Genomic DNA, 20,226 nt, shown 5'->3' on the forward strand with positions numbered 1-20,226 from the left:
GCGACGTGAATCTACTGCGAATCTACGATTGCGAACTTGTGACTCAGGACACTAGATTATCCCCGCAAACCGCAACGCGACGCCCGCGGCACAGCTGCCCGCGAGCACCGTCAGCATCCCGAGCTTGAAGCGGAAGATCGCGGTCGCGGCCGCGATCGACAGCACGAGCGCGGGGACATCGACGCTGGTCGGCACCGGCATGTCGAAGTTCAACGGGAACGCATGCACCGGCACGGTCTCGCGGAACAGCGTGTGCAGCGCGAACCAGATCGAGAGGTTGAGGATCACGCCGACGACGGCGGCCGTGATCGCGCTGAGTGCGCCGGCGAGGCCCTTGTTGCCGCGCAGCAGTTCGACGTAGGGGGCGCCGACGAAAATCCAGAGAAAGCAGGGCGTGAAGGTGACCCAGGTCGCGAGCAGCCCGCCCAGCGTGGCCGCGAGCATCGGCGACAGGCCGCCGGGATCGCGGTAGGCGGCCATGAAGCCCACGAACTGAAGCACCATGATCAGCGGGCCCGGCGTCGTCTCGGCCATGCCGAGCCCGTCGAGCATCTCGTGCGGCTTCAGCCAGTGATAATGCTCGACCGCCTGCTGGGCGACGTAGGCCAGCACCGCATAGGCGCCGCCGAACGTGACCAGCGCCATCTTGGAGAAGAACAGCGCGATCTGGCTGAAGACGTTGGCCTGCCCGAGAGACAGAAGCAGCGCGATCACCGGCACCAGCCAGAGCGCCAGCCACAATGCGCCGACCCGGATCGCGCGCCCGGTATCGGGCCGGACGTGTTCGGGCACGGCCTCGCCGAGCATGCTGTCGATTGCGGCGGTGCTGCCGCCGTGGCCATGACCGGCCGGAGCGAATTCCGGACGGCCTTGCCTCGCGCCGACATATCCGATCATGCCCGCGGCGATGATGATGATCGGGAAGGGCACTGCGAAGAAGAAGATGGCGACGAAGGCGATCGCCGCGAGTGCGATCATGATGCGGTTCTTCAGCGCCCGCTTGCCGACGCGCACCACGGCCTCGATGACGATGGCGAGCACGGCGGCTTTCAGCCCGAAGAACAGCGCCTCGACGAAGCTGACATTGCCGAAGGCGGCATAGACGTAGCTGAGGCCCAAGATGGCGATGATGCCGGGCAGGATGAACAGCCCGCCCGCCATCAGCCCGCCGGCGGTGCGGTGCATCAGCCAGCCGACATAGGTCGCAAGCTGCTGCGCCTCCGGGCCCGGCAGCAGCATGCAGTAGTTCAGCGCGTGGAGGAAACGGGCTTCGGAGATCCAGTTCTTCTCCTCGACCAGGATGCGGTGCATCACCGCGATCTGGCCCGCGGGCCCGCCGAAGCTCAGGCAGGCGACGCGGAACCAGACGCGAAACGCTTCACGGAAGCTGACGCCGTGACCGGCGTCAGCTCCTGCTTCGAGAGTACGGGTATCCATCACGCCTTCACTTTGTTGGTCGGCCAGTTGTGGGTCTCGCCAGTGGCGTCGCGGCACCAGCGGTAGAAGGCGTCGTAGAGCAGCATGCCGGCCTCGAGTTGCTCGATGTCGTCATCGTACATCCGCGACAGCCCGAGCGAGGCCGCGAGCAGGCCGGGCGCTTCCGGCGCAAGGTCGGGCCGTGCGGTGTCGGCGCCGCGCACCAGCGTTGCGAGCCGGAGCAACGCCGGGGTGGCGATCCCGAACTCCTCGATCATGACGTCGAAGGTGCAGAGCTCGCCGCGGTGGCTCCAGAACACGTTCTCGATGTCGAAGGGGGCCGCGCCAAACCGCTCGCCGACGGCGACCACCTCGGACGGCGCCACATACAGGAACACCGCGTTCGGATCGACGAAGCGGCGGATCAGCCACGGGCAGGCGATACGGTCCACCTTTGGCCGTGCCCGCGTCACCCAGACGGTGCGTCCCCTGGCGTCGCGCGGCGGCAGTTTTGACGCGTCGATCAGCGGCAGCTTGGCATCCTTCCAGCCCTCGAAGCCGCCCTCCAGCGTCTCGGCCTGCACGCCGAGCTGCCGCAGCCAGGCCGCAGTGCCCTGCGCGAGCTTTGCGCCGCGCAGGCACGAGACGATCGCGGAGCGGCCGGACAGCTCGCCGCCCCAGTCCGAGACGTTTTCGTGGCTGAGCTTGATCGAGCCGGGGATCAGCCGCGGATCGGCAGCAAAATCCTCGTCGGTGCGCACGTCGATCAGCACAGGGGCGTTCGCCGTGCCGATCAGCCGTGTCAATTTGTCAGATGATATGGTCGTAAACGTTGACATGATGCGTCCTCGCATAAACGAAACGGGACGCGATACTTGGGCATGTCGCCTCGTGGGGAGATCGCTCAAATCCCCATGGGAACATTACAGCGAAATCGTGCGAGCCTGTCAATCGCCGGTTTCGAAGGCGATGAGCGTTAGAAAGATCGGCTGCCGCGGCCTATATTGGGCAGAGGAATCTGTTCCCGGAGCCTGACCTGATGCATTCCCATTCCATCGAGCAATGGACCCATGACCACGCCTTTCTCGGCGACAAGCACGAGGAGAACGAGCGGCGCACCTGGCTCGTGGTCGTCCTGACGCTGGTCATGATGGTCGGCGAGATCGTCGCCGGCTCGCTGTTCGGCTCGATGGCGCTGCTCGCCGACGGCTGGCACATGGGCACGCATGCGGCGGCGCTCGGCATTGCCGCCTTCGCCTACCGCTTTGCGCGGCGGCACCTGGGAAATTCGCATTTCACCTTCGGTACCGGCAAGTTTGGTGATCTCGCCGCCTTCTCCAGCGCGATCATTCTCGGGCTGATCGCGGTCGAGATCGCCTATGAGAGCGTGCTACGGCTGATCACGCCGGTGCCGATCGTCTACGGCGAGGCGATCGCTGTGGCTGCCCTTGGCCTTTGCGTCAATCTCGCCAGCGCGTGGCTTTTGCGCGGCAGCCATGATCACCACCATCACGGCCACGGCCATGCGCATCATGACCACGACGATCGTGATGATCACCACCATCATCATCACGACAATAATCTTCGCGCCGCTTACGTCCATGTCATGGCGGATGCCGCGACCTCGGTGCTGGCGATCGGTGCGCTGCTGATGGCGATGTATTCGGAGTGGGTGTGTGCCGATCCGGCCGTAGGCCTGATCGGCAGCGCGGTGATCGCGAGCTGGGCGTTCGGCCTGATCAAGACATCAGGTGCGGTGCTGCTCGACGTGCGCGCCGACGAGAAGCTGGAGCGGGTGATCCGTGCGCGGATGGAAACCGGCGACGACCGCGTCACCGATCTGCATCTCTGGCAGGTCGGCCCCGGCCATTGCGCCGTGCTGGTGTCCGTGGTGTCGGACAAGCCGAAACAGCCGGCCGTCTACAAGAAGCGGCTCGCCGGGCTGAAGGGGCTGAGCCACGTCACGGTCGAGGTCGAGACCTGCCCGCATTGACGTGATCGGCTGAAGCGGAATTGCGCGGCGTGGCCGCAAGCCGAACCGGGGTCAGCTTTTCGGCGCGGTCACAGCGGGCGGGCTCGCATTCGGCGCCTTCTTCGGCCGCAGCGACCCGGCATAGAACGAGACCAGCCAGACCAGGATGATGGCGAGGAGATAGACGCCCCAGGCCTGCGGCGGCGTGGTCGCCCAGCGCAGGAGGCCTTTCAAGTCGCGGGGCGGACGGTTGTCTTCGGTCATGCTTTGCTTGTGCGCGAAAGCCGCAAGCCGGTCAATCCGGCCGCGGCTCGGCGCGGATCAGGAACAGCGCGGCCAGTGCCGACAGGCTGAGCGCGGACGAGACGATCAGCACCTTGGCTCCCATCACGTCGATCAGCAGGCCGAAGGCCAGCGGCGCCACGGCCTGCGCCATCCGTGCCGGCGCGCCGATGATGCCGAGGCGGTAGCCGAAATCCTTCGGCCCGAAGATCGACAGCGGCAGGGTGCCGCGGGCGATGGTCAGGATGCCGTTGCCCGAGCCGTGGAGCAGCGCAAACGCGCTGGCGGCGGGGGCGCCGAAGATGGCGACGACGGCCGCGCCGAGCGGATGGGTGAGGCAGGCGAGCCGCGTCGACCACAGCGGATGAAAGCGGCTGAGAACGCTCGCTTCGAGGATGCGCGCGAGCACTTGTGCCGGACCGATCAGCGCGCCGGCCGCGATCGCCTCGACATGTGTCGCACCGGTTGCCTCCACGATGCGCGGGAAGTGCACCGCCATCGCGCCGGTGACCGTCCAGACCGCGGCGAAGACGAAGGCGAGCAGGATCATGGTGCGGTCGAGCGGCAAATGCGGCTTCTCGGCCGTCGCCGCCGCCTGCTTCGCCCCCTTGATCGCCGGCAGCATGAAGAAGTTGAGGGGCAGGCCGATCAGGATGTTGGCGGCGGCCCAGGCAAAACAGGTGTCGCGCCATCCGATATGGGCGAGGCCCCAGGCGGTGAGCGGCCAGCCGACGGTCGAGGCAAAGCCCGCCATCAGCGTGATGCCGGTGATGGACCTGCGCGCCTCGGTGCCGTAGATGCGGCCGAGCGCGGCGAAGGCGGCGTCATAGAGCCCCATCGCCATGCCGATGCCGAGCACGAGCCAGGCCATCGCCATCACCGCCACCGATTGCGAGAGGCCGAGCAGCACAAGGCCGGCCGCGATCGTCACGTTCGATGCCGACAGCACCTGCCGGCCGCCGACGAGATCGATCCGTCGCCCGATCCGCGGGCCGAGCATTGCCGCGATCACCAGCGAGGCCGAGAACGCGCCAAAGATCCAGTTGGAGGAGACGCCGAGGTCGTGCGCCATGGGATCGGCGAGCAGCGCCGGCAGATAGTAGCTGGAAGCCCAGGCCAGGGTCTGCGTGGTGCCGAGCGCCAGGATGATCGGAAGCTGGCGCTGGCTCATCCCCGCGTGCTTCCGATTCTGGCCGACAAGATCATCATCGCTAGCATTTGCCGCCCGCGCGGCGAGTGCGTCAACCGCGGCTGCGGCATATTCGATCTGCAAGGGACGGGACCTTGCGCACGGCCCGCGCGTGGCTTGCGCCTTTCGCCCGTCACGAATGCACGGCATAATGGCGCATGCAATTGACCTCCCGCCTTGCGCTGATGAACTGGCTGACCGGCCAGGGGCTCACCGGCCTGCCCGAAAACGAACTGCTCCGCGGCTTCTGCGAGCGCTGCCGCGCCGAAGGGCTGGAACTCTCGCGCGGGCTCGTCGTGATCGACACGCTGCATCCGATCTACGAGGGGCGCGGCTTTCGCTGGAGCGACCGGCCGAGCAATGAGAGCGATGCGTTCGAATACGGCTCGACCGCCGAAGGCGACGCAGCCAAGAGCTGGCGCCGCTCGGTGTTCTTCCACATGCTCGAGCATGGCGACGACGAGATGGTGATCGATCTCGCCGACGCGCCGTCGATGGATTTCTCGCAGATCGGCGAGCTCGCCGAGAAGGGCCACCGGCACTATCTCGCCTTCGTGCACCGCTTCGGCGAGAATGGCGCGCTCGGCCTAATGGACTGCCTCTACTCCTGCTGGACCACGCGCCGCGAGAGCGGCTTCTCCGAACCCGAGCTGGAGGCTCTGCGCGATCTCGTGCCGGTGCTGGGGCTCGCGATCAAGTCGGCGCAGCAGGTCGACATCGCGCGCACGCTAGGCCGGGTCTATCTCGGGCGCGATGCCTCCGAGCAGGTGCTGCGCGGGCGGATCTCGCGCGGCGTCACCGAGCGCATCAACGCCGTGCTGTGGTATTCGGATTTGCGCGGCTCGACCGGGATCAGCGAGAGCATCGGCCCCGACGAGATCATCCCGTTCCTCAACGATTATGCGCAGGCCGTGATCGACGCGATCCACGATGCCGGCGGCGACGTGCTGAAGCTGATCGGCGACGGTGTGCTCGCGATGTTCACCGGCGAGGACATGGCGGCGGCCCGCCGCGCCGCGCTGCGCGCCGAGCATCTGTTCCGCAAGAACGTCGCGGCGCTGAACGTGCGGCGGGAAGCCGACGGCCGTCCCGTCACGTCCGCCTATATCGGCCTGCATGTCGGCGAGGTCTTTTACGGCAATATCGGCAGCGAGGACCGGCTCGACTTCACCGTGGTCGGTCCGACCGTGAACGAGGTCAGCCGCATCGCCTCGATGAGCCGTTCGGTCGATCGCGAACTGCTGGCCTCGGCGGAGTTCTACAAGGGTCTCGACGCCGCAGGCCGGCGTTACCTCGTCTCCACCGGCCGCTACGCGCTGCGCGGCATCGGCCGCGCCCAGGATCTCTACACGCTCGATCCGGAGGTGGACGCGAGCGAGCCTGTGACGGGGAGCTACGAGCGGTATCTGGCGAATTAGGCCGGGCCGCCCCGTCACGGGGAGGCTAGCATCGTGCCGCCGCCTCGTCCCCCACCATCGCCGGCTGCCGATCCAGCGCCGCCGCGGGCGAGAGCCAAATGACCAGCGCCTGCACGCCGAACACGGCGGCGGCGAGATATAGGCACGCCTCCGCGCTCCAGATGCCGCCGACGATCGCGCCCAGCGCAGAGCCGACCGGGCGCGCGCCGTAGCTCATGATGTTGATGGCGGAGACACGGCCGAGCAGGCGCGGCGGCGTTACCGACTGACGCAAGGTCGTGGTCGAGATCACCCACAGGATCGGCCCGACGCCGAGCAGGAAGAAGCTCAAGGCCGCGAGCCAGGGCGAGGGGACCAGCACGGTCAACGCCATCACCACCGCGGCGACGAAGCCGGTGACGGGGCCGAGGCCGACAACCGTGCCGAAGGCGATGCGCTTCATCACGCGCGTTGCGAACAGCGCGCCGATCACCATGCCGACCCCGTACATCGTCAGCACGGTGCCGATGCCGGTGGCGGTCAGGCCGAGATGGCGCACGGCGTAGGGCACGAACACGGCGATCTGCAGGAACCAGCCGGTGTTGAAGATGAACTGGGTGATGAACACCGGCCGCAGCAGCGGATGGTGAAACACGAAGGCCGCGCCTTCGCGGATGTCCTGGAGCGGATGGCGCCGCGGCGCCGGCGTGCGGGTGGGCTCGTAGATGCCGGAGAGCAGCACCACGGCAATGGCGGAGAGGGCCGCGGCAAAGCCGAAGGCCGGGCTGGCGCCCCACCATCCCACCAGCGCGCCGCCGAGCGCAGGGCCGCTGGCGAAGGCGATGGTGCGCGCGAGCTCGATGCGCGCATTGGCTGCCGGCAACAGCTCTGCGCTCACCAGCGACGGCACCAGCGCCGGCGCGGCCACGCTGTAGACGACGGTGCCGCACACGGCTGCGAAGCCGAGCAGCGCCAGCAGCGGCAGATTGAGCGCGCCGAGCGCGAGCAGCAGCACGATAGAGGCGAGCGCAGCGGCCCGCAGCGCCTCGGCACCGGCCATCAGCGCGCGGCGGGAGATGCGGTCGGCGAGCAGGCCGGCCGGAATGGCGAAGAGGACGAAGGGCAAGGTCAGGGCGGTCTGGAGCAGGCCGGTCTGGCCTTCGGCCACCCCGAGCGTCAGCACGGCGACGATCGGGGCTGCGGCCAGTGCGATCTGCTCGGCCGACTGCGCCGCGAGGTTGGACCAGGCAAGGCGGTTGAAGGTCGGCGGAAGGCGAGGCGGATTTGACATGGCTCATTTCCTGCAAAGTCGGGTTGGCGCCAGTATCCGCTTCGGGAGGCCTTCAAACCCACCCGCTTCCCGACAGGACGGCGAACAAGGCCGTGCCGGGAACCAAAAGGGCTAGATGCAGTTGCAAATGAGTTGCAATAAGCCCCGACTTCGGTATTGTCCTCTCCATGGATGCTCGCTCGCCCGATCTGACCCGAGACGCCGCCGGCTGGCGCAATGATGCGCCTGCCACCAAAAGCCTCGCCGAGGTGAATTCCACGGTTGCCCTCCCCAAGGCGGGAGTGTGGTGGCGGCGCATGCTCGCCTTCGTCGGCCCGGGCTACCTGGTCTCGGTCGGCTACATGGACCCCGGCAATTGGGCGACCGACCTCGCCGGAGGATCGAAGTTCGGCTACACGCTGCTCTCGGTCATCCTGCTCTCGAACCTGATGGCGATCCTGCTCCAGTCGCTGGCGGCACGGCTCGGCATCGTCACCGACCGCGACCTCGCGCAGGCCTGCCGCGCGACCTATTCGCCGGCCGTGAACTTCATGCTGTGGCTCGCTTGCGAGGCGGCGATCATCGCCTGCGATCTCGCCGAGGTGATCGGCACCGCGATTGCGCTGAAACTGCTGTTCGGCATTCCCCTGATCGGCGGCGCACTGATCGCTGCGCTGGACGCTTTCCTGCTGCTCATCCTGATGAACCGCGGCTTCCGTTTCCTCGAAGCCTTCGTCATCGCGCTGCTCGTCGTGATCGCAGTGTGCTTCACGGTCCAGCTTGCCGCGGCAGCGCCGCCGGTTGCCGAGATGCTGAGGGGATTCGTGCCGAAGACCGAGATCTTCACCAACCCGGAGATGCTCTACATCGCGATCGGCATCATCGGCGCGACCGTGATGCCGCACAATCTCTATCTGCACTCCTCGATCGTGCAGACGCGCGCCTATGAGCGCAACGACACCGGCCGGCGCGAGGCGATCAAATGGGCGACGACGGATTCGACCATCGCCCTGATGCTGGCGCTGTTCATCAATGCCGCGATCCTCGTGGTGGCCGCCGCGACGTTCCACACAAGCGGCCATTCGGATGTCGCCGAGATCGGCCAGGCGTTCGAACTGCTCTCGCCCTTGCTGGGTCTGGGCATCGCCTCGACGCTGTTCGCGGTCGCGCTGCTCGCCTCGGGCCTCAATTCGACGGTGACGGCGACGCTCGCCGGCCAGATCGTGATGGAAGGTTTTCTCGATTTGCGCCTGCCGAACTGGGCGCGGCGTCTCCTGACGCGCGGCATCGCCATCGTTCCCGTGATCGTCGTGACGGCGATCTACGGCGAGCGCGGCACGGCCGATCTGCTGGTGTTCAGCCAGGTCGTGCTATCGATGCAGCTGCCGTTCGCGGTCATCCCGCTGGTGCGCTTCGTCTCCGATCGCCGCAAGATGGGCAAGTTCGCGATCCCCGCATGGGTCGCCGCCATCGCGTGGATCGTCGCGGGCGTGATCGTGGTTCTGAACGTGAAGCTGCTCGCGGATACGCTGTTCGGGTGAGGGCGGCTAATCCTGCGGCTCGGAGGCCGCATCGCCCAGCGCGTCGATGCGCAGCCAGCCTGATGGCGCGAGGCGCTGCTGCGGCAGGAATCGGGCCTTGTAGTCCATCTTCTTGGAGCCTTCGATCCAGTAGCCGAGATAGACGTAGGGCAGCCCTTGCCGGCGGGCGCGGGCGATGTGGTCGAGGATCATGAAGGTGCCCATCGAGCGGCTGACCTGGCCCGGCTCGAAGAAGGAATAGACCATCGACAGGCCGTCGCTGAGCACATCGGTGAGCGCGACCGCGATCAGTTCTTCGCCGCGGCCGGTGATGCCGCTGTCGGGGCCGCGCTTGCGGTACTCGATGATGCGGGTCTCGACATGGCTGTCTTCGACCATCATGGCGTAGTCGAGCACGGTCATGTCCGCCATGCCGCCATGGCGGTGGCGGGAGTCGAGATAGGCGCGGAACACCGAATATTGCTCGGAGGTCGGCACCGCGCTGCGCTGCTCGCCGATGATGTCGGCGTTGCGGGCGATCACCTTGCGGAAGTTGCGGGAGGGCCGGAATTCGTTGGCGACGACCCGTACGGAGACGCAGGCGCGGCACTGGTCGCAGGCCGGCCGATAGGCGATCGATTGGCTGCGGCGGAACCCGCCATGGGTCAGGAGGTCGTTGAGATCACCGGCGCGCTCACCCACGAGGTGCGTAAACACCTTGCGCTCGTGCCGGCCCGGCAGATAGGGGCAGGGGGAGGGCGCCGTGAGGTAAAATTGTGGGGTATCGCGCGAGTGCTGGGTCAAGGGACGTCGTGGGCCTCCAAATTGGGTACCAGCATCGCGCTACGAAAGCTCCCGGTCAATCGGTCTGCTCGGCAGGTCGGATCAGCCAGTTTAGCGGATCCAGGTTGATAGGTTCTTGATCACCAGTTCCCGAGCAGGTGCTCTCGGGTGGCCTTCCCAGTAGGTCTTCTCAGTAAGTCCTGGCGCCCTGAGGCACCGGGGCGCGAACGGAATTGTTGATCACGACCGTTCCCAGCACGAAATCATGCAGCAGGCGACGGCGGCCGTTGAACAGGCCGACCAGCACCACGAAGGGCGACAGGAACGACACCGTCACCCAGAACAGCACGGCGTGGGTGGCGCCGAGCACGAAATAGCCTGATGCGCCGTACCAGGTGCGCAGTTCCAGATCCATCACGCGCATGCCGATCGTCGCGGACGACGGACCGCCGATGCAGGCGCCGTAATAGACGATCGCCCAGATCACGGAGGCCGGCCAGGCCAGCCAGAACAGCGCCCAGCCGATGCCGAGCGTGATCACGCCGAACACCGCAATGAAGAGGTAGCCGAGGATCACCGGCACCGAGATCACGACCATGTCGATCAGGAAGGCGAACACCCGCCGCGTAGCGACGCCGCGGAACAGTTCCGGGTGCAGATCGGGATCATAGGCGTGCGCCCCGCCGGCATTGCGCCAGGCATTGCCCGAGTCCGAATACGACATGACCGTCCTCCCGAGGGAAACTCCCGTGGCAGGACATGGGAACAGGCCGTCCGCGTGCCAAGGGTGCGCCGACGTCAACAAGCTGAAATATTCCGGCGATTCGGGGGCGGGGAGGTGGTCGGGGGAGCGGCGAGTTATCGGCCCCGGTGTCGTCCTTGCTTTCGCCAGGACGAGGTTGGGGAGACAGGTGCGCCCACCCTACAATTACTGCGCCCGCAGCTTCTCCGCCGCCTTCGGCGCGAAATAGCTGAGCACGCCGTCGGCGCCCGCGCGCTTGAACGCCAGCAGGCTCTCCATCATGGCGCGGTCGCCGTCGAGCCAGCCATTGTTCGCGGCGGCTGCGATCATCGCGTATTCGCCCGAGACCTGGTACGCGAAGGTCGGCATGGCAAAGGTGTCCTTCACGCGGCGGACCACGTCGAGATAGGGCATGCCGGGCTTCACCATTACCATGTCGGCGCCCTCGGAGATGTCGAGCTCGACCTCGCGGAGCGCTTCGTCGGTGTTGGCGCTGTCCATCTGGTAGGTGCGCTTGTCGCCGGTAAGCGTCTTGGCCGAGCCGATGGCGTCGCGGAACGGCCCGTAGAAGGCGGAGGCGTATTTTGCGGCGTAGGCCATGATCTGCACGTCGAGCAGCCCGGTGCGATCCAGGCCCTCGCGGATCGCGGCGACGCGGCCGTCCATCATGTCGGAGGGCGCGATGATGTCGCAGCCGGCTTCGGCCTGCACCAGGGCCTGACGCACCAGCACCGCGACCGTCTCGTCGTTCAAGATCTTGCCGTCGGAGATCAGGCCGTCATGGCCGTGACTGGTGAAGGGATCGAGCGCGACGTCGCACAGGATACCGATCTCCGGAAACTCCTTCTTGATCGCGCGCACCGCCTGGCAGACCAGATTGTTCGGGTTGGTGGCCTCCGAGCCTTCCTCGTCGCGCAGGGACGGGTCGGTGTAGGGAAACAGCGCCAGGCAGGGGATGGTGAGCTTCATCGCGCGCTCGGCCTCGCGCACGGCCTGGTCGACGCTGAGGCGGTCGACGCCCGGCATCGAGGCGATCTGCTCGCGCTTGTTGTCGCCGTCGATCAAAAACAGCGGCCAGATCAGATCGTCGGTGGTGAGCACGTTCTCGCGCACCATGCGCCGGGCCCATTCGGCCTTGCGGTTGCGGCGCGGGCGGACGGTCAGATCGAGGGCAGGGGAGGCGCCAGCGCCATCCCCGCGCGAAACCTCGCGCAATTCGATCGGACGTCCGTATTTGATCGCCATCACTCTTCCTCCGGCTGGAATTATTCTTATACCAGCTCGCATGGGTCCCGTCACCGCGGCTTGACCTGCCGCAAGGTAAAGACAAGGCGAAGGACCGGCCTGGGCAGCCGATTGATTTTGCAGGCCGAAGCAGCCAGAAGAGAGGCATGTCCGAGATTTCCACCCGCGATGCGGCCCGCGACGGCGCCAATGCCAGGGATAACGCCCGAGACAACGCCAGAGACAACGCGATGTCGGTGGCGGCGATCTCGTCGGAGCGCGCCGAGTCGGACGACAATGTCTGGACGCGCCGGCTCGTGCTGTTCCTGCGGGTGATGGCGCTGCTCTCGATCCTCAAAGGTCTCTATCACTGGGCGCAGGTCACCGGCTTCGTCGGCGGCGAGGACGAGGCCTTCGAGAACCAGTCGATGGCCTGGCAGGCCGCGACCGTCTACTTCGCCGTAATCGAGCTCGTCGCCGCGGTCGGCCTGTGGCTCGCGACCCCCTGGGGCGCGGTGGTGTGGCTGACGACCGTAGTGTCGATGGCGGTGATCGAGCTGATGTTCCCGGGCATCTACGGCGGCAGCCTGGTCGTGGTCGGTGTCGAAGCCTTCATGCTGGCCGCCTATCTCGCGCTCGCCTGGATGGCCGCACGCGAACGGCCGCCGTAGCAGGCAAACTCTCGTGCCCCGGACGCGACGGAGCGCGCCGCACTTGCGGCGTGATGCGTCGCAGAGCCGGGGTCCATCTCTCTACGATCCATGCTCTGGCTTCGCTGCGCTTGTCCATGACACGAGAATGGTGCGCTTGGTTGACCGCCGGTTGCCTAAAATTCGAGGTAACTTTTCGTTGACTCCGTGCATTCCGCCACAGCTCTTACGCGGCCGTTTCGAAACGGGGCGGGGCTGTTCTGGAATGCGACAACGGGAGCGGACGGAGGGTGAACAGGACCTTGCGAAGGTCAACAGAGGGTTGCGAAAAGTGCTTGTGGCACAGGCTTAATCCGCAATTCACTGTCTTAAATTCATGATCTCTTTATTCTCTTATTTAAGCCGATCTTCAAACGAGCCCCTTAAGTTGCAGCTATCAGACGGAGCACAAGTTTCGTCGAATAAGTGTCGATAAAAACGACAACAGGGGAAGTGTCATGATGAAAGCCGTCGCAACTGCGGCAGATACCGCAGAGCGCGTCTCCGGCCAGCAGGGTTCGGTGCAGTCGCTCTATCTGGAAGCTTTGACTCTGGTGGAGCGGCTGCATCGCCGGCTCCTCGACGTCATCAAGGACGAATTCGATCGCCGCGGCCGCGCGGACATCAATTCGGTGCAGGCGCTGTTGCTCTACAACATCGGCGACAAGGAGCTGACCGCGGGCGAGCTGCGCACGCGCGGTTATTATCTCGGCTCCAACGTCTCCTACAATTTGAAGAAGCTCGTCGAGCTCGGTTTCCTCGATCATCAGCGCTCGCGCGTTGATCGCCGCTCGGTGCGCATCCGCCTGACGCCGCAGGGCCAGGAAGTTCGCCGCATCGTCGACTCCCTCTACCAGAAGCACGTCAAGACGGTGGAGCAGGTCGGCGGCATCTCGGGCGAGGAGTTCTCGACCCTCAACAAGTCGCTGCACCGCCTCGAGCGGTTCTGGACCGACCAGATCCTGTATCGTCTTTGAGATCTTTTCGACGGGACTTGGCCAAGCCGGCCCACAACAAGACCGGCAAGCCTCCCGAACGTGCCTGACTTCCCCAAGCGCGCCGGCCCGGCTTGTGCCCGGACCGGTGCGTTCTGTCATTTCGCGGTTGCGAAAAAATCTCCGGCCGCAGGGAACGAGTTCCCGGTTCGGTGCTTATCCCCTTCGGATCGGAGGGCGGACGATGCTGGTCGAGCGTGGCTTGGGGGTGATGAACGTGGAACTCGTGAGCGAGGCCTATGCTATCGCCGCGAACTATCTCCGCCGCTCCGGCGCGATCCCCGACAGCCTCGTCACCGACGAGCACCTGCTCGAGATCGTCATCAAGCTGCTCCAGCACGGTGAATTCAACAAGATCAGGCTGGCCAACAAGGCCATCACGAGGTTCGAGGCGCAGTCCGAGGCCAAAGCGGTTGCCTGATCACGAGTCCCAACATGTCCAAGAACCAGAGGGTGCCATGGAAGCTGCCATCGACCGCATCATGCAGACCTACGATTTGCTCGCCAACCGCACGTCTGCGGCGAGCGCGGAGGCGCGGGCCAAGGTGACGAACTACCTCAACACCCTGATGGAAGCCGGCGAGAAGGACACCCACAGATTGACCGTGTTCGGTTTGACCTATCTGCGCGAGCTCGACGGCAGCGTCGACCCCGTGAAATCGGGGTATACCGGGCTGTGACGGGACGCTGACCGCGGCCGGCGGGTCCGGCGCAGAGTTTGAGGCTCAAAGCGGTCCCATTAGGGAATGTCGCTGGCCGGTGGCTCCTTGGAACCACCCAGTGCCGAAAATCTGCGTCCCCCACCATATCTTGCATAAATATCAGGCCCGACCCGCAACTACTTGGCCGGGGGCGGGCAATGTGGTAGATCGCGCGCGCCGCTTCCGATCGCCACACCAGACCCGCACGTAGCCCGCCAAAAGGCTGCGGCGGTGGAGATATTCGCAAGATGACCTCAGCTAAAACCGCCTCCGCGCCCGATTCGTTTTTCACCGCCTCGCTCGACCAGGCCGACCCGGAAATCGCCGCCGCCATCAAGGGCGAGCTCGGCCGGCAACGCCATGAGGTCGAGCTGATCGCATCCGAGAACATCGTCAGCCGTGCCGTGCTGGAAGCGCAAGGTTCGGTGATGACCAACAAGTATGCAGAGGGTTATCCGGGCGCGCGCTATTACGGCGGTTGTGAGTGGGTCGACGTCGCCGAGAACCTCGCGATCGATCGCGCCAAGAAGCTGTTCGGCGCCAAATTCGCCAACGTGCAGCCGAACTCGGGCAGCCAGATGAACCAGGCGGTGTTCCTGGCGCTGCTGCAGCCCGGCGACACCTTCATGGGCCTCGACCTTGCGGCCGGCGGCCATCTCACCCACGGCTCGCCCGTCAACATGAGCGGCAAGTGGTTCAAGGCCGCGCACTACACTGTGCGCCGCGAGGACCAGATCATCGACATGGATGCGGTCGCCAAGCAGGCCGAAGAGGTCAAGCCGAAGCTGATCGTCGCCGGCGGCTCGGCCTATTCGCGCGCCTGGGACTTCAAGCGCTTCCGCGAGATCGCCGACAGCGTCGGCGCGTATCTGCTGGTCGACATGGCGCACTTCGCGGGTCTCGTCGCCGGTGGTGTGCATGCCTCGCCGGTGCCGCATGCCCACATCACCACCACCACGACGCACAAATCGCTGCGCGGCCCGCGCGGCGGCCTGATGCTGTGGAATGACGAGGCGCTGACCAAGAAATTCAACTCGGCGATCTTCCCGGGCCTGCAGGGCGGCCCCCTGATGCATGTGATCGCGGCGAAGGCGGTCGCCTTCGGCGAGGCGCTGCGTCCGGACTTCAAGATCTACGCGAAGAACGTGGTCGAGAACGCGAAGGCGCTGGCTGAAGCGATGAAGAGCCACGGGTTCGATATTGTCTCGGGCGGCACCGATAACCATTTGATGCTGGTCGATCTCCGGCCGAAGGGCCTGAAGGGCAATGCGTCGGAGAAGGCGCTGGTCCGCGCCGCCATCACCTGCAACAAGAACGGCATTCCGTTCGACCCCGAGTCGCCGTTCGTCACCTCGGGGATTCGGCTGGGCACGCCGGCCGCCACCACCCGCGGCTTCGGCGTCGCTGAATTCCAGCAGGTCGGCGGCATGATCGCCGAGGTCCTCAACGCGATCGCACAATCCTCCGACGGCAAGGCGCCGCTGGTCGAAGCCGCGATCAAGGAACGGGTCAAGGCGCTGACTGACCGCTTCCCGATCTACCAGTAAGTAAACCGCTCAAGGTAAACGGATGCGCTGCCCGAACTGCAACAGTCTCGATACGCAGGTAAAGGACTCGCGTCCGACCGAGGACTCCTCCGTCATCCGCAGGCGGCGCGTGTGCGTCGCCTGCAATTTCCGCTTCACCACTTTCGAGCGCGTGCAATTGCGCGAGCTCACCGTGATCAAGCGCAACGGCCGCCGCGTGCCGTTCGACCGCGACAAGCTGATGCGCTCGGTGTCGATCTCCTTGCGCAAGCGGCAGGTCGAGCCGGAGCGGGTGGAGAAGATGGTCTCCACCATCGTGCGCGAGCTCGAGACCGGCGGCGAGGCCGAGATTTCCTCGGAGGTGATCGGCGAGACCGTGATGGAGCATCTGCGCACGCTCGACGACGTCGCCTATGTGCGCTTCGCCTCGGTCTACCGCAATTTCCGCGAGGCCAAGGACTTTGCCGACGTGCTCGGCGAGCTCTCCGGTGAGGAGGAAGCGCGGCTCGCCGCGATCCGCAAATGATCTTCCGCATCCTGGAGGATCAATTCGGCCAGAAGATCCGCGAGTCCAAGGACGCCGATCGCCGCTTCATGCAGCTTGCGCTTGCGCTCGGCCGCCGCGGGCAGGGGCGCACCTGGCCCAATCCGGCCGTGGGCGCGGTCATCGTGAAAGATGGAGTGATCGTCGGTCGCGGCTGGACACAGCCCGGCGGAAGGCCGCATGGCGAGCCCGAGGCGCTGCGGCGCGCCGGCGAGGCGGCGCGCGGCGCCACGCTCTATGTCACGCTGGAGCCATGCTCGCATTTCGGCAAGTCGCCGCCCTGCGCCGATGCGGTGATCGCCGCCGGCATCAAGCGCGTGGTGGCAGCGATCGAGGATCCCAATCCGGAAGTCGCGGGCCAGGGCCATGCGCGCCTGCGCGCAGCAGGCATCACGGTGGATGTCGGCCTGTGCGCGGCGGAGGCCGCGTTTGATCATGCCGGTCACTTCCGCCGCATCCGCGATCGGCGCCCGCATGTAATCCTGAAGCTCGCGGTCTCGCCCGACGGCAAGATCGGTGCGGCCGGCGGCAAGCCGGTCGCGATCACCGGCGAGGCCGTGCGCAATCGCGTGCATCTGCTCCGCGCGCAGAGCGACGCCATCCTGGTCGGCATCGGCACCGTGCTGGCGGACGATCCCCAGCTCAACTGCCGCCTGCCGGGCATGGCCGCCCGCTCGCCGGTGCGCGTGGTGCTCGACCAGAGCCTGCGCATTCCGGCTTCGAGCCAGCTCGTCCGCTCCGCGCGCGAGACGCCGCTCTGGGTGGTCGGCTCGGAGCTTGCGGAAGCTGCGGCCGCAACACGGCTTGGCGCTGCCGGTACGCAAGTGATCCGCGTCCCGCCGGGCGGCACATCCGGGCTGGATTTGCCGGCCGTGCTGCGTGCGCTGGCCGAGAAGGGCATCTCGCGGCTGATGGTCGAGGGCGGCAGCCGCGTCGCTGCGTCGTTCGTGGCCGCGGACCTCGTGGACGAAATCTGGCTGTTCCGCGGCGCGGAAGAGGTCGGCAGCAGCGGCGTCGATGCGCTCGATGCATTGCCACTGTCGAAAATCACGCAGTCGCCGGCCTATAAGGTTCATGCTAGCGAGACATTCGACAAGGATACTCTCACCATCTACGAGCGCGCGTAATGTTTACCGGCATTGTCACCGATATCGGCGAGGTCGTCGGCTTCACGCCGACGGCGCAGGGCCAGTTGCACCGGCTGCGCATCGCCTGCCGCTACGATCAGACCACCATTGCCGATGGCGCCTCGATCGCCTGCAATGGTGTCTGCCTTACCGTCGTCGCCTCGGGCGTCGAAGACAGCAGAACCTGGTTCGATGTCGATGCCGCGGCCGAGACGCTGGCGCTGACGACCGCAAAACACTGGAGGCTCGGCACGAAGCTCAACCTCGAGCGCGCGCTGAAGATCGGCGACGAGCTTGGCGGGCATATCGTCGCCGGCCATGCCGATGGCATCGCGACCCTCGTCAGCCGCGAGGACCTGCCCGACATGGCGCGGTTCGAGCTTTCGACCACGCGGGAGCTGGCGCGGTTCATCGCCACCAAGGGCTCGATCACCCTCGACGGCGTCTCGCTGACGGTTAATACGGTGGCGGACGTGACCTTTTCGGTCCTGATCATCCCGCACACGCTGACGGTGACGACGATCGGCGGCTGGAAGGCGGGGACCGAGGTCAATATCGAGGTCGATCTGATGGCCCGCTACGCTGCGCGGCTGACGGAAATGAAGTGACGGTGATCAAACTTCGTCATGCGCGGGCTTGACCCGCGCATCCATCCTCTTAAGAGGTCTTGACCCGATGGATTGCCGGGTCGAGCCTGGCAATGACACAATAGGTTTACGATGGCAGACGCGCGGCGCGCACCTCTGAAGGACCAGACCGACATTTCCGGCGCGCGCGCGCTGATTGTCGAGGCACGGTTCTATGACGATCTCCAGGACGCGCTGCTGGACGGCGCGGTGGCCGAGCTGAAGGCGGCGGGCCTGACGCATGACGTCATCACGGTTCCCGGCGCGCTGGAGATCCCGGCGGCAATCGCCATTGCGGTCGATGCGGCTGCCGCCAGCGGCAAGCCCTATGACGCTGCGATCGCGCTCGGCTGCGTGATCCGCGGCGACACCATCCATTTCGAGATCGTCTCGCAGGAATCCTCGCGCGCGCTGATGGACCTTGCGGTGGCGCGAAAGCTGCCGCTCGGCAACGGCATCCTCACGGTCAACAATGAGGCGCAGGCCTGGGCGCGGGCGCGCGCCAGCGAGCTCAACAAGGGCGGCGATGCCGCGCGCGCCGCGATTGCGATGCTGCGCATCAAACGCCGCCTGGCGCGGGCCTGACGATGGCCGATCACAGCAAAAAGCCGTCGGCTGGCACGGAGAAGAAGGCGAACCGGCGCGGTGCGGCGCGGCTCGCGGCCGTGCAGGCGCTGTACCAGATGGACATCGCCGGCGCGGGCATCAACGACATTTTTGCGGAGTTCGAGAGCCACTGGCTCGGTAACGAGGTCGAGGGCGACACGTACCTGCCGGCTGAAGCGGCCTTCTTCCGCGACGTCGTCTCCGGCGTCGTGCGCGACCAGAAGAAGCTCGATCCTCTGATCGACGAGGCGCTGTCGAAGGGCTGGCCGTTGAAGCGGATCGAGGCGATCTTGCGCGCGGTGCTGCGGGCCGGCGCCTACGAATTGGAGCACCGCAAGGACGTGCCGGGCCGTGTCGTGGTCTCCGAATATGTCGATGTCGCCAATGCCTTCGTCGACCGCGAGGAAACCGGCATGGTCAACGCCGTGCTCGACCAGATCGGCCGCCAGTTTCGCGGTGACGAGTTCGGGCGGGGGTAAGGCGACGCCGGAGGTTAGGTTGACATCGATGGCGACCTCGCAAAATCCTTCCGGCGAAGACTCCCTCATCGCGCGCTATTTCAAGCCGCTGGCGACTGATCCCGGCGCGCTGGGGCTGGTCGACGACGCCGCCATCCTGCAATCGCTCGGCGGAGATATCGTCGTCACCACCGATGCCGTGGTCGAGGGCGTGCATTATCTTGCCGATGACCCGCCCGACACCGTCGCGCGCAAGGCGTTGCGGGTGAATTTGTCCGATCTTGCCGCCAAGGGCGCGACGCCCGCCGGCTTCGTGCTGACGCTCGCGCTGCGCAGCAAGGCGGATGGCTGGCTCAGGCCGTTCGCCGACGCGCTGGGCGAGGACGCCAGGACCTTCGCCTGCCCGCTGCTCGGCGGCGACACCGTGTCGACGCCGGGGCCGCAGATGATCTCGATCACGGCCTTCGGCCGCGTACCTCAAGGTCGGATGGTCGGCCGCACGGGCGCGAGGCCCGGCGACCGCATCCTGGTGACGGGGACGATCGGTGACGCCGCGCTCGGCCTCGACGTGCTCACCGGCGGCGCGGCTGCAAGGGCGCTCGCGTCCGATCCTGCTGCAAGCGACGCACTGATCTCGCGCTACCGCGTCCCGCAGCCGCGCAATTTGCTGGCGCAGGCGGTGCGCGACCATGCGACTGCGGCGATGGACGTCTCCGACGGCCTGGCGGGCGACCTGACGAAACTCTGCGCGGCGTCCGGCGTCTCGGCCACGATCGATGTGGCGAGCGTGCCGTTGTCGGCCGCGGCGGCCGGCCTGATTGCGGGCAACGTCGTTTGCGTTGAGACGCTGCTTGCCGGGGGCGACGATTACGAGGTCCTGTGCACGGTGCCGTCGGCACAGAGCGATGCGCTGATTGCCGCGGGGCGGGCGGTGGGCCTCGCCGTCACGGCGATCGGCACGATCGTCGCGGGACATGAGCCGCCTCGCTTCCTGGACGGGCAGGGCAAGGAACTGGTGTTGAAGCGGCTTTCGTACAGCCACTTCTAGGAATTGCTCCAAACCGGCGCTCGCGCCCTAAATACCTGCCGAGATCGGCCTTTTCGGCCGCTTACGGCGTTGCACCCGCATTCTGATTTTGGCAAGCTTGTGACCGACCAG

The 20,226-nt window shown here is 66.2% G+C and carries 22 protein-coding genes; 14 read left to right on the forward strand and 8 right to left on the reverse strand.

Features of this window, described 5'->3' with window-relative positions; all coding sequences use genetic code 11:
* Positions 1-51: 51 nt before the first annotated feature.
* A complete protein-coding gene (gene chrA / locus OC450_RS21700) occupies positions 52-1,437 on the reverse strand; it encodes a chromate efflux transporter (RefSeq protein ID WP_262048613.1) in 1,386 nt (461 codons plus the stop codon).
* A complete protein-coding gene (locus OC450_RS21705; protein ID WP_211385915.1) occupies positions 1,437-2,255 on the reverse strand; it encodes a chromate resistance protein ChrB domain-containing protein in 819 nt (272 codons plus the stop codon). The genes chrA and OC450_RS21705 overlap by 1 nt, the downstream gene beginning before the upstream one ends.
* A gap of 200 nt (positions 2,256-2,455) precedes the next feature.
* Here OC450_RS21705 and dmeF point away from each other — a divergent pair, with 200 nt between their 5' ends.
* Positions 2,456-3,409 carry a CDF family Co(II)/Ni(II) efflux transporter DmeF gene (gene dmeF / locus OC450_RS21710; protein WP_262048614.1) on the forward strand — a complete coding sequence of 318 codons (954 nt, stop codon included), beginning with the start codon at positions 2,456-2,458 and terminating at the stop codon, positions 3,407-3,409.
* A 51-nt stretch (positions 3,410-3,460) separates the two neighbouring features.
* Here the strand turns inward: dmeF and OC450_RS21715 are convergent, their stop codons facing one another.
* Positions 3,461-3,652 (reverse strand): hypothetical protein, encoded by a 192-nt coding sequence (locus tag OC450_RS21715; protein WP_262048615.1) that lies wholly within the window; start codon positions 3,650-3,652, stop codon positions 3,461-3,463.
* Between the two features lie 31 nt (positions 3,653-3,683).
* Entirely contained in the window at positions 3,684-4,841 is a 1,158-nt protein-coding gene (locus OC450_RS21720) for an MFS transporter (RefSeq protein WP_262048616.1), read from the reverse strand.
* Positions 4,842-5,017: 176 nt separating this feature from the next.
* Here OC450_RS21720 and OC450_RS21725 point away from each other — a divergent pair, with 176 nt between their 5' ends.
* Entirely contained in the window at positions 5,018-6,277 is a 1,260-nt protein-coding gene (locus tag OC450_RS21725; protein ID WP_211385919.1) for an adenylate/guanylate cyclase domain-containing protein, read from the forward strand.
* Positions 6,278-6,302: 25 nt separating this feature from the next.
* On the opposite strand, the gene OC450_RS21730 is transcribed toward OC450_RS21725, so the two are convergent.
* Positions 6,303-7,547 carry an MFS transporter gene (locus OC450_RS21730; RefSeq protein WP_262048617.1) on the reverse strand — a complete coding sequence of 415 codons (1,245 nt, stop codon included), beginning with the start codon at positions 7,545-7,547 and terminating at the stop codon, positions 6,303-6,305.
* Positions 7,548-7,714: 167 nt separating this feature from the next.
* Here OC450_RS21730 and OC450_RS21735 point away from each other — a divergent pair, with 167 nt between their 5' ends.
* On the forward strand, positions 7,715-9,067 hold the full coding sequence (locus OC450_RS21735) for an Nramp family divalent metal transporter (protein ID WP_262048618.1): 1,353 nt from the start codon (positions 7,715-7,717) through the stop codon (positions 9,065-9,067).
* Positions 9,068-9,073: 6 nt separating this feature from the next.
* Here the strand turns inward: OC450_RS21735 and OC450_RS21740 are convergent, their stop codons facing one another.
* From OC450_RS21740 to hemB, 3 genes are all read right to left on the reverse strand, one after another.
* Complete coding sequence (locus OC450_RS21740) at positions 9,074-9,850, reverse strand: arginyltransferase (protein ID WP_211385922.1); 777 nt, start codon at positions 9,848-9,850, stop codon at positions 9,074-9,076.
* 169 nt (positions 9,851-10,019) lie between these two features.
* A complete protein-coding gene (locus tag OC450_RS21745; RefSeq protein WP_211385923.1) occupies positions 10,020-10,553 on the reverse strand; it encodes an RDD family protein in 534 nt (177 codons plus the stop codon).
* Positions 10,554-10,757: 204 nt separating this feature from the next.
* Positions 10,758-11,816 (reverse strand): porphobilinogen synthase, encoded by a 1,059-nt coding sequence (gene hemB / locus OC450_RS21750; RefSeq protein ID WP_211385924.1) that lies wholly within the window; start codon positions 11,814-11,816, stop codon positions 10,758-10,760.
* 146 nt (positions 11,817-11,962) lie between these two features.
* Here hemB and OC450_RS21755 point away from each other — a divergent pair, with 146 nt between their 5' ends.
* The 11 genes from OC450_RS21755 (at position 11,963) to thiL (ending at position 20,115) form a co-directional block, all read left to right on the forward strand.
* Complete coding sequence (locus tag OC450_RS21755) at positions 11,963-12,466, forward strand: DUF6163 family protein (protein WP_211385925.1); 504 nt, start codon at positions 11,963-11,965, stop codon at positions 12,464-12,466.
* A gap of 476 nt (positions 12,467-12,942) precedes the next feature.
* Positions 12,943-13,461: a transcriptional regulator LdtR gene (gene ldtR / locus OC450_RS21760; RefSeq protein WP_011087797.1), complete on the forward strand. Its 519-nt coding sequence runs from the start codon at positions 12,943-12,945 to the stop codon at positions 13,459-13,461.
* A 202-nt stretch (positions 13,462-13,663) separates the two neighbouring features.
* A complete protein-coding gene (locus OC450_RS21765) occupies positions 13,664-13,900 on the forward strand; it encodes a hypothetical protein (protein WP_211385926.1) in 237 nt (78 codons plus the stop codon).
* Positions 13,901-13,937: 37 nt separating this feature from the next.
* Complete coding sequence (locus OC450_RS21770; protein ID WP_262048619.1) at positions 13,938-14,159, forward strand: hypothetical protein; 222 nt, start codon at positions 13,938-13,940, stop codon at positions 14,157-14,159.
* A gap of 269 nt (positions 14,160-14,428) precedes the next feature.
* Positions 14,429-15,727: a serine hydroxymethyltransferase gene (gene glyA, locus OC450_RS21775; RefSeq protein ID WP_211385928.1), complete on the forward strand. Its 1,299-nt coding sequence runs from the start codon at positions 14,429-14,431 to the stop codon at positions 15,725-15,727.
* Between the two features lie 22 nt (positions 15,728-15,749).
* The gene (gene nrdR, locus OC450_RS21780; RefSeq protein WP_007603426.1) at positions 15,750-16,232 is read left to right on the forward strand and encodes a transcriptional regulator NrdR; all 483 of its coding nucleotides are present in this window, start codon (positions 15,750-15,752) and stop codon (positions 16,230-16,232) included.
* Positions 16,229-17,377, forward strand: coding sequence for a bifunctional diaminohydroxyphosphoribosylaminopyrimidine deaminase/5-amino-6-(5-phosphoribosylamino)uracil reductase RibD (gene ribD / locus OC450_RS21785; RefSeq protein ID WP_262048620.1), 1,149 nt, complete (start codon positions 16,229-16,231; stop codon positions 17,375-17,377). Before nrdR ends, ribD begins: the two co-directional genes overlap by 4 nt.
* Positions 17,377-17,985 carry a riboflavin synthase gene (locus OC450_RS21790; RefSeq protein ID WP_211385930.1) on the forward strand — a complete coding sequence of 203 codons (609 nt, stop codon included), beginning with the start codon at positions 17,377-17,379 and terminating at the stop codon, positions 17,983-17,985. The genes ribD and OC450_RS21790 overlap by 1 nt, the downstream gene beginning before the upstream one ends.
* Positions 17,986-18,096: 111 nt before the next feature.
* Positions 18,097-18,588, forward strand: coding sequence for a 6,7-dimethyl-8-ribityllumazine synthase (gene ribH / locus OC450_RS21795; RefSeq protein ID WP_211385931.1), 492 nt, complete (start codon positions 18,097-18,099; stop codon positions 18,586-18,588).
* 2 nt (positions 18,589-18,590) lie between these two features.
* On the forward strand, positions 18,591-19,088 hold the full coding sequence (gene nusB, locus OC450_RS21800) for a transcription antitermination factor NusB (protein ID WP_211385932.1): 498 nt from the start codon (positions 18,591-18,593) through the stop codon (positions 19,086-19,088).
* A 28-nt stretch (positions 19,089-19,116) separates the two neighbouring features.
* Entirely contained in the window at positions 19,117-20,115 is a 999-nt protein-coding gene (thiL, locus tag OC450_RS21805) for a thiamine-phosphate kinase (RefSeq protein ID WP_262048621.1), read from the forward strand.
* Positions 20,116-20,226: the final 111 nt, after the last annotated feature.

It is taken from the genome of Bradyrhizobium sp. Bra78 (genome assembly GCF_024519855.1).
GTDB lineage: Bacteria > Pseudomonadota > Alphaproteobacteria > Rhizobiales > Xanthobacteraceae > Bradyrhizobium > Bradyrhizobium japonicum_G.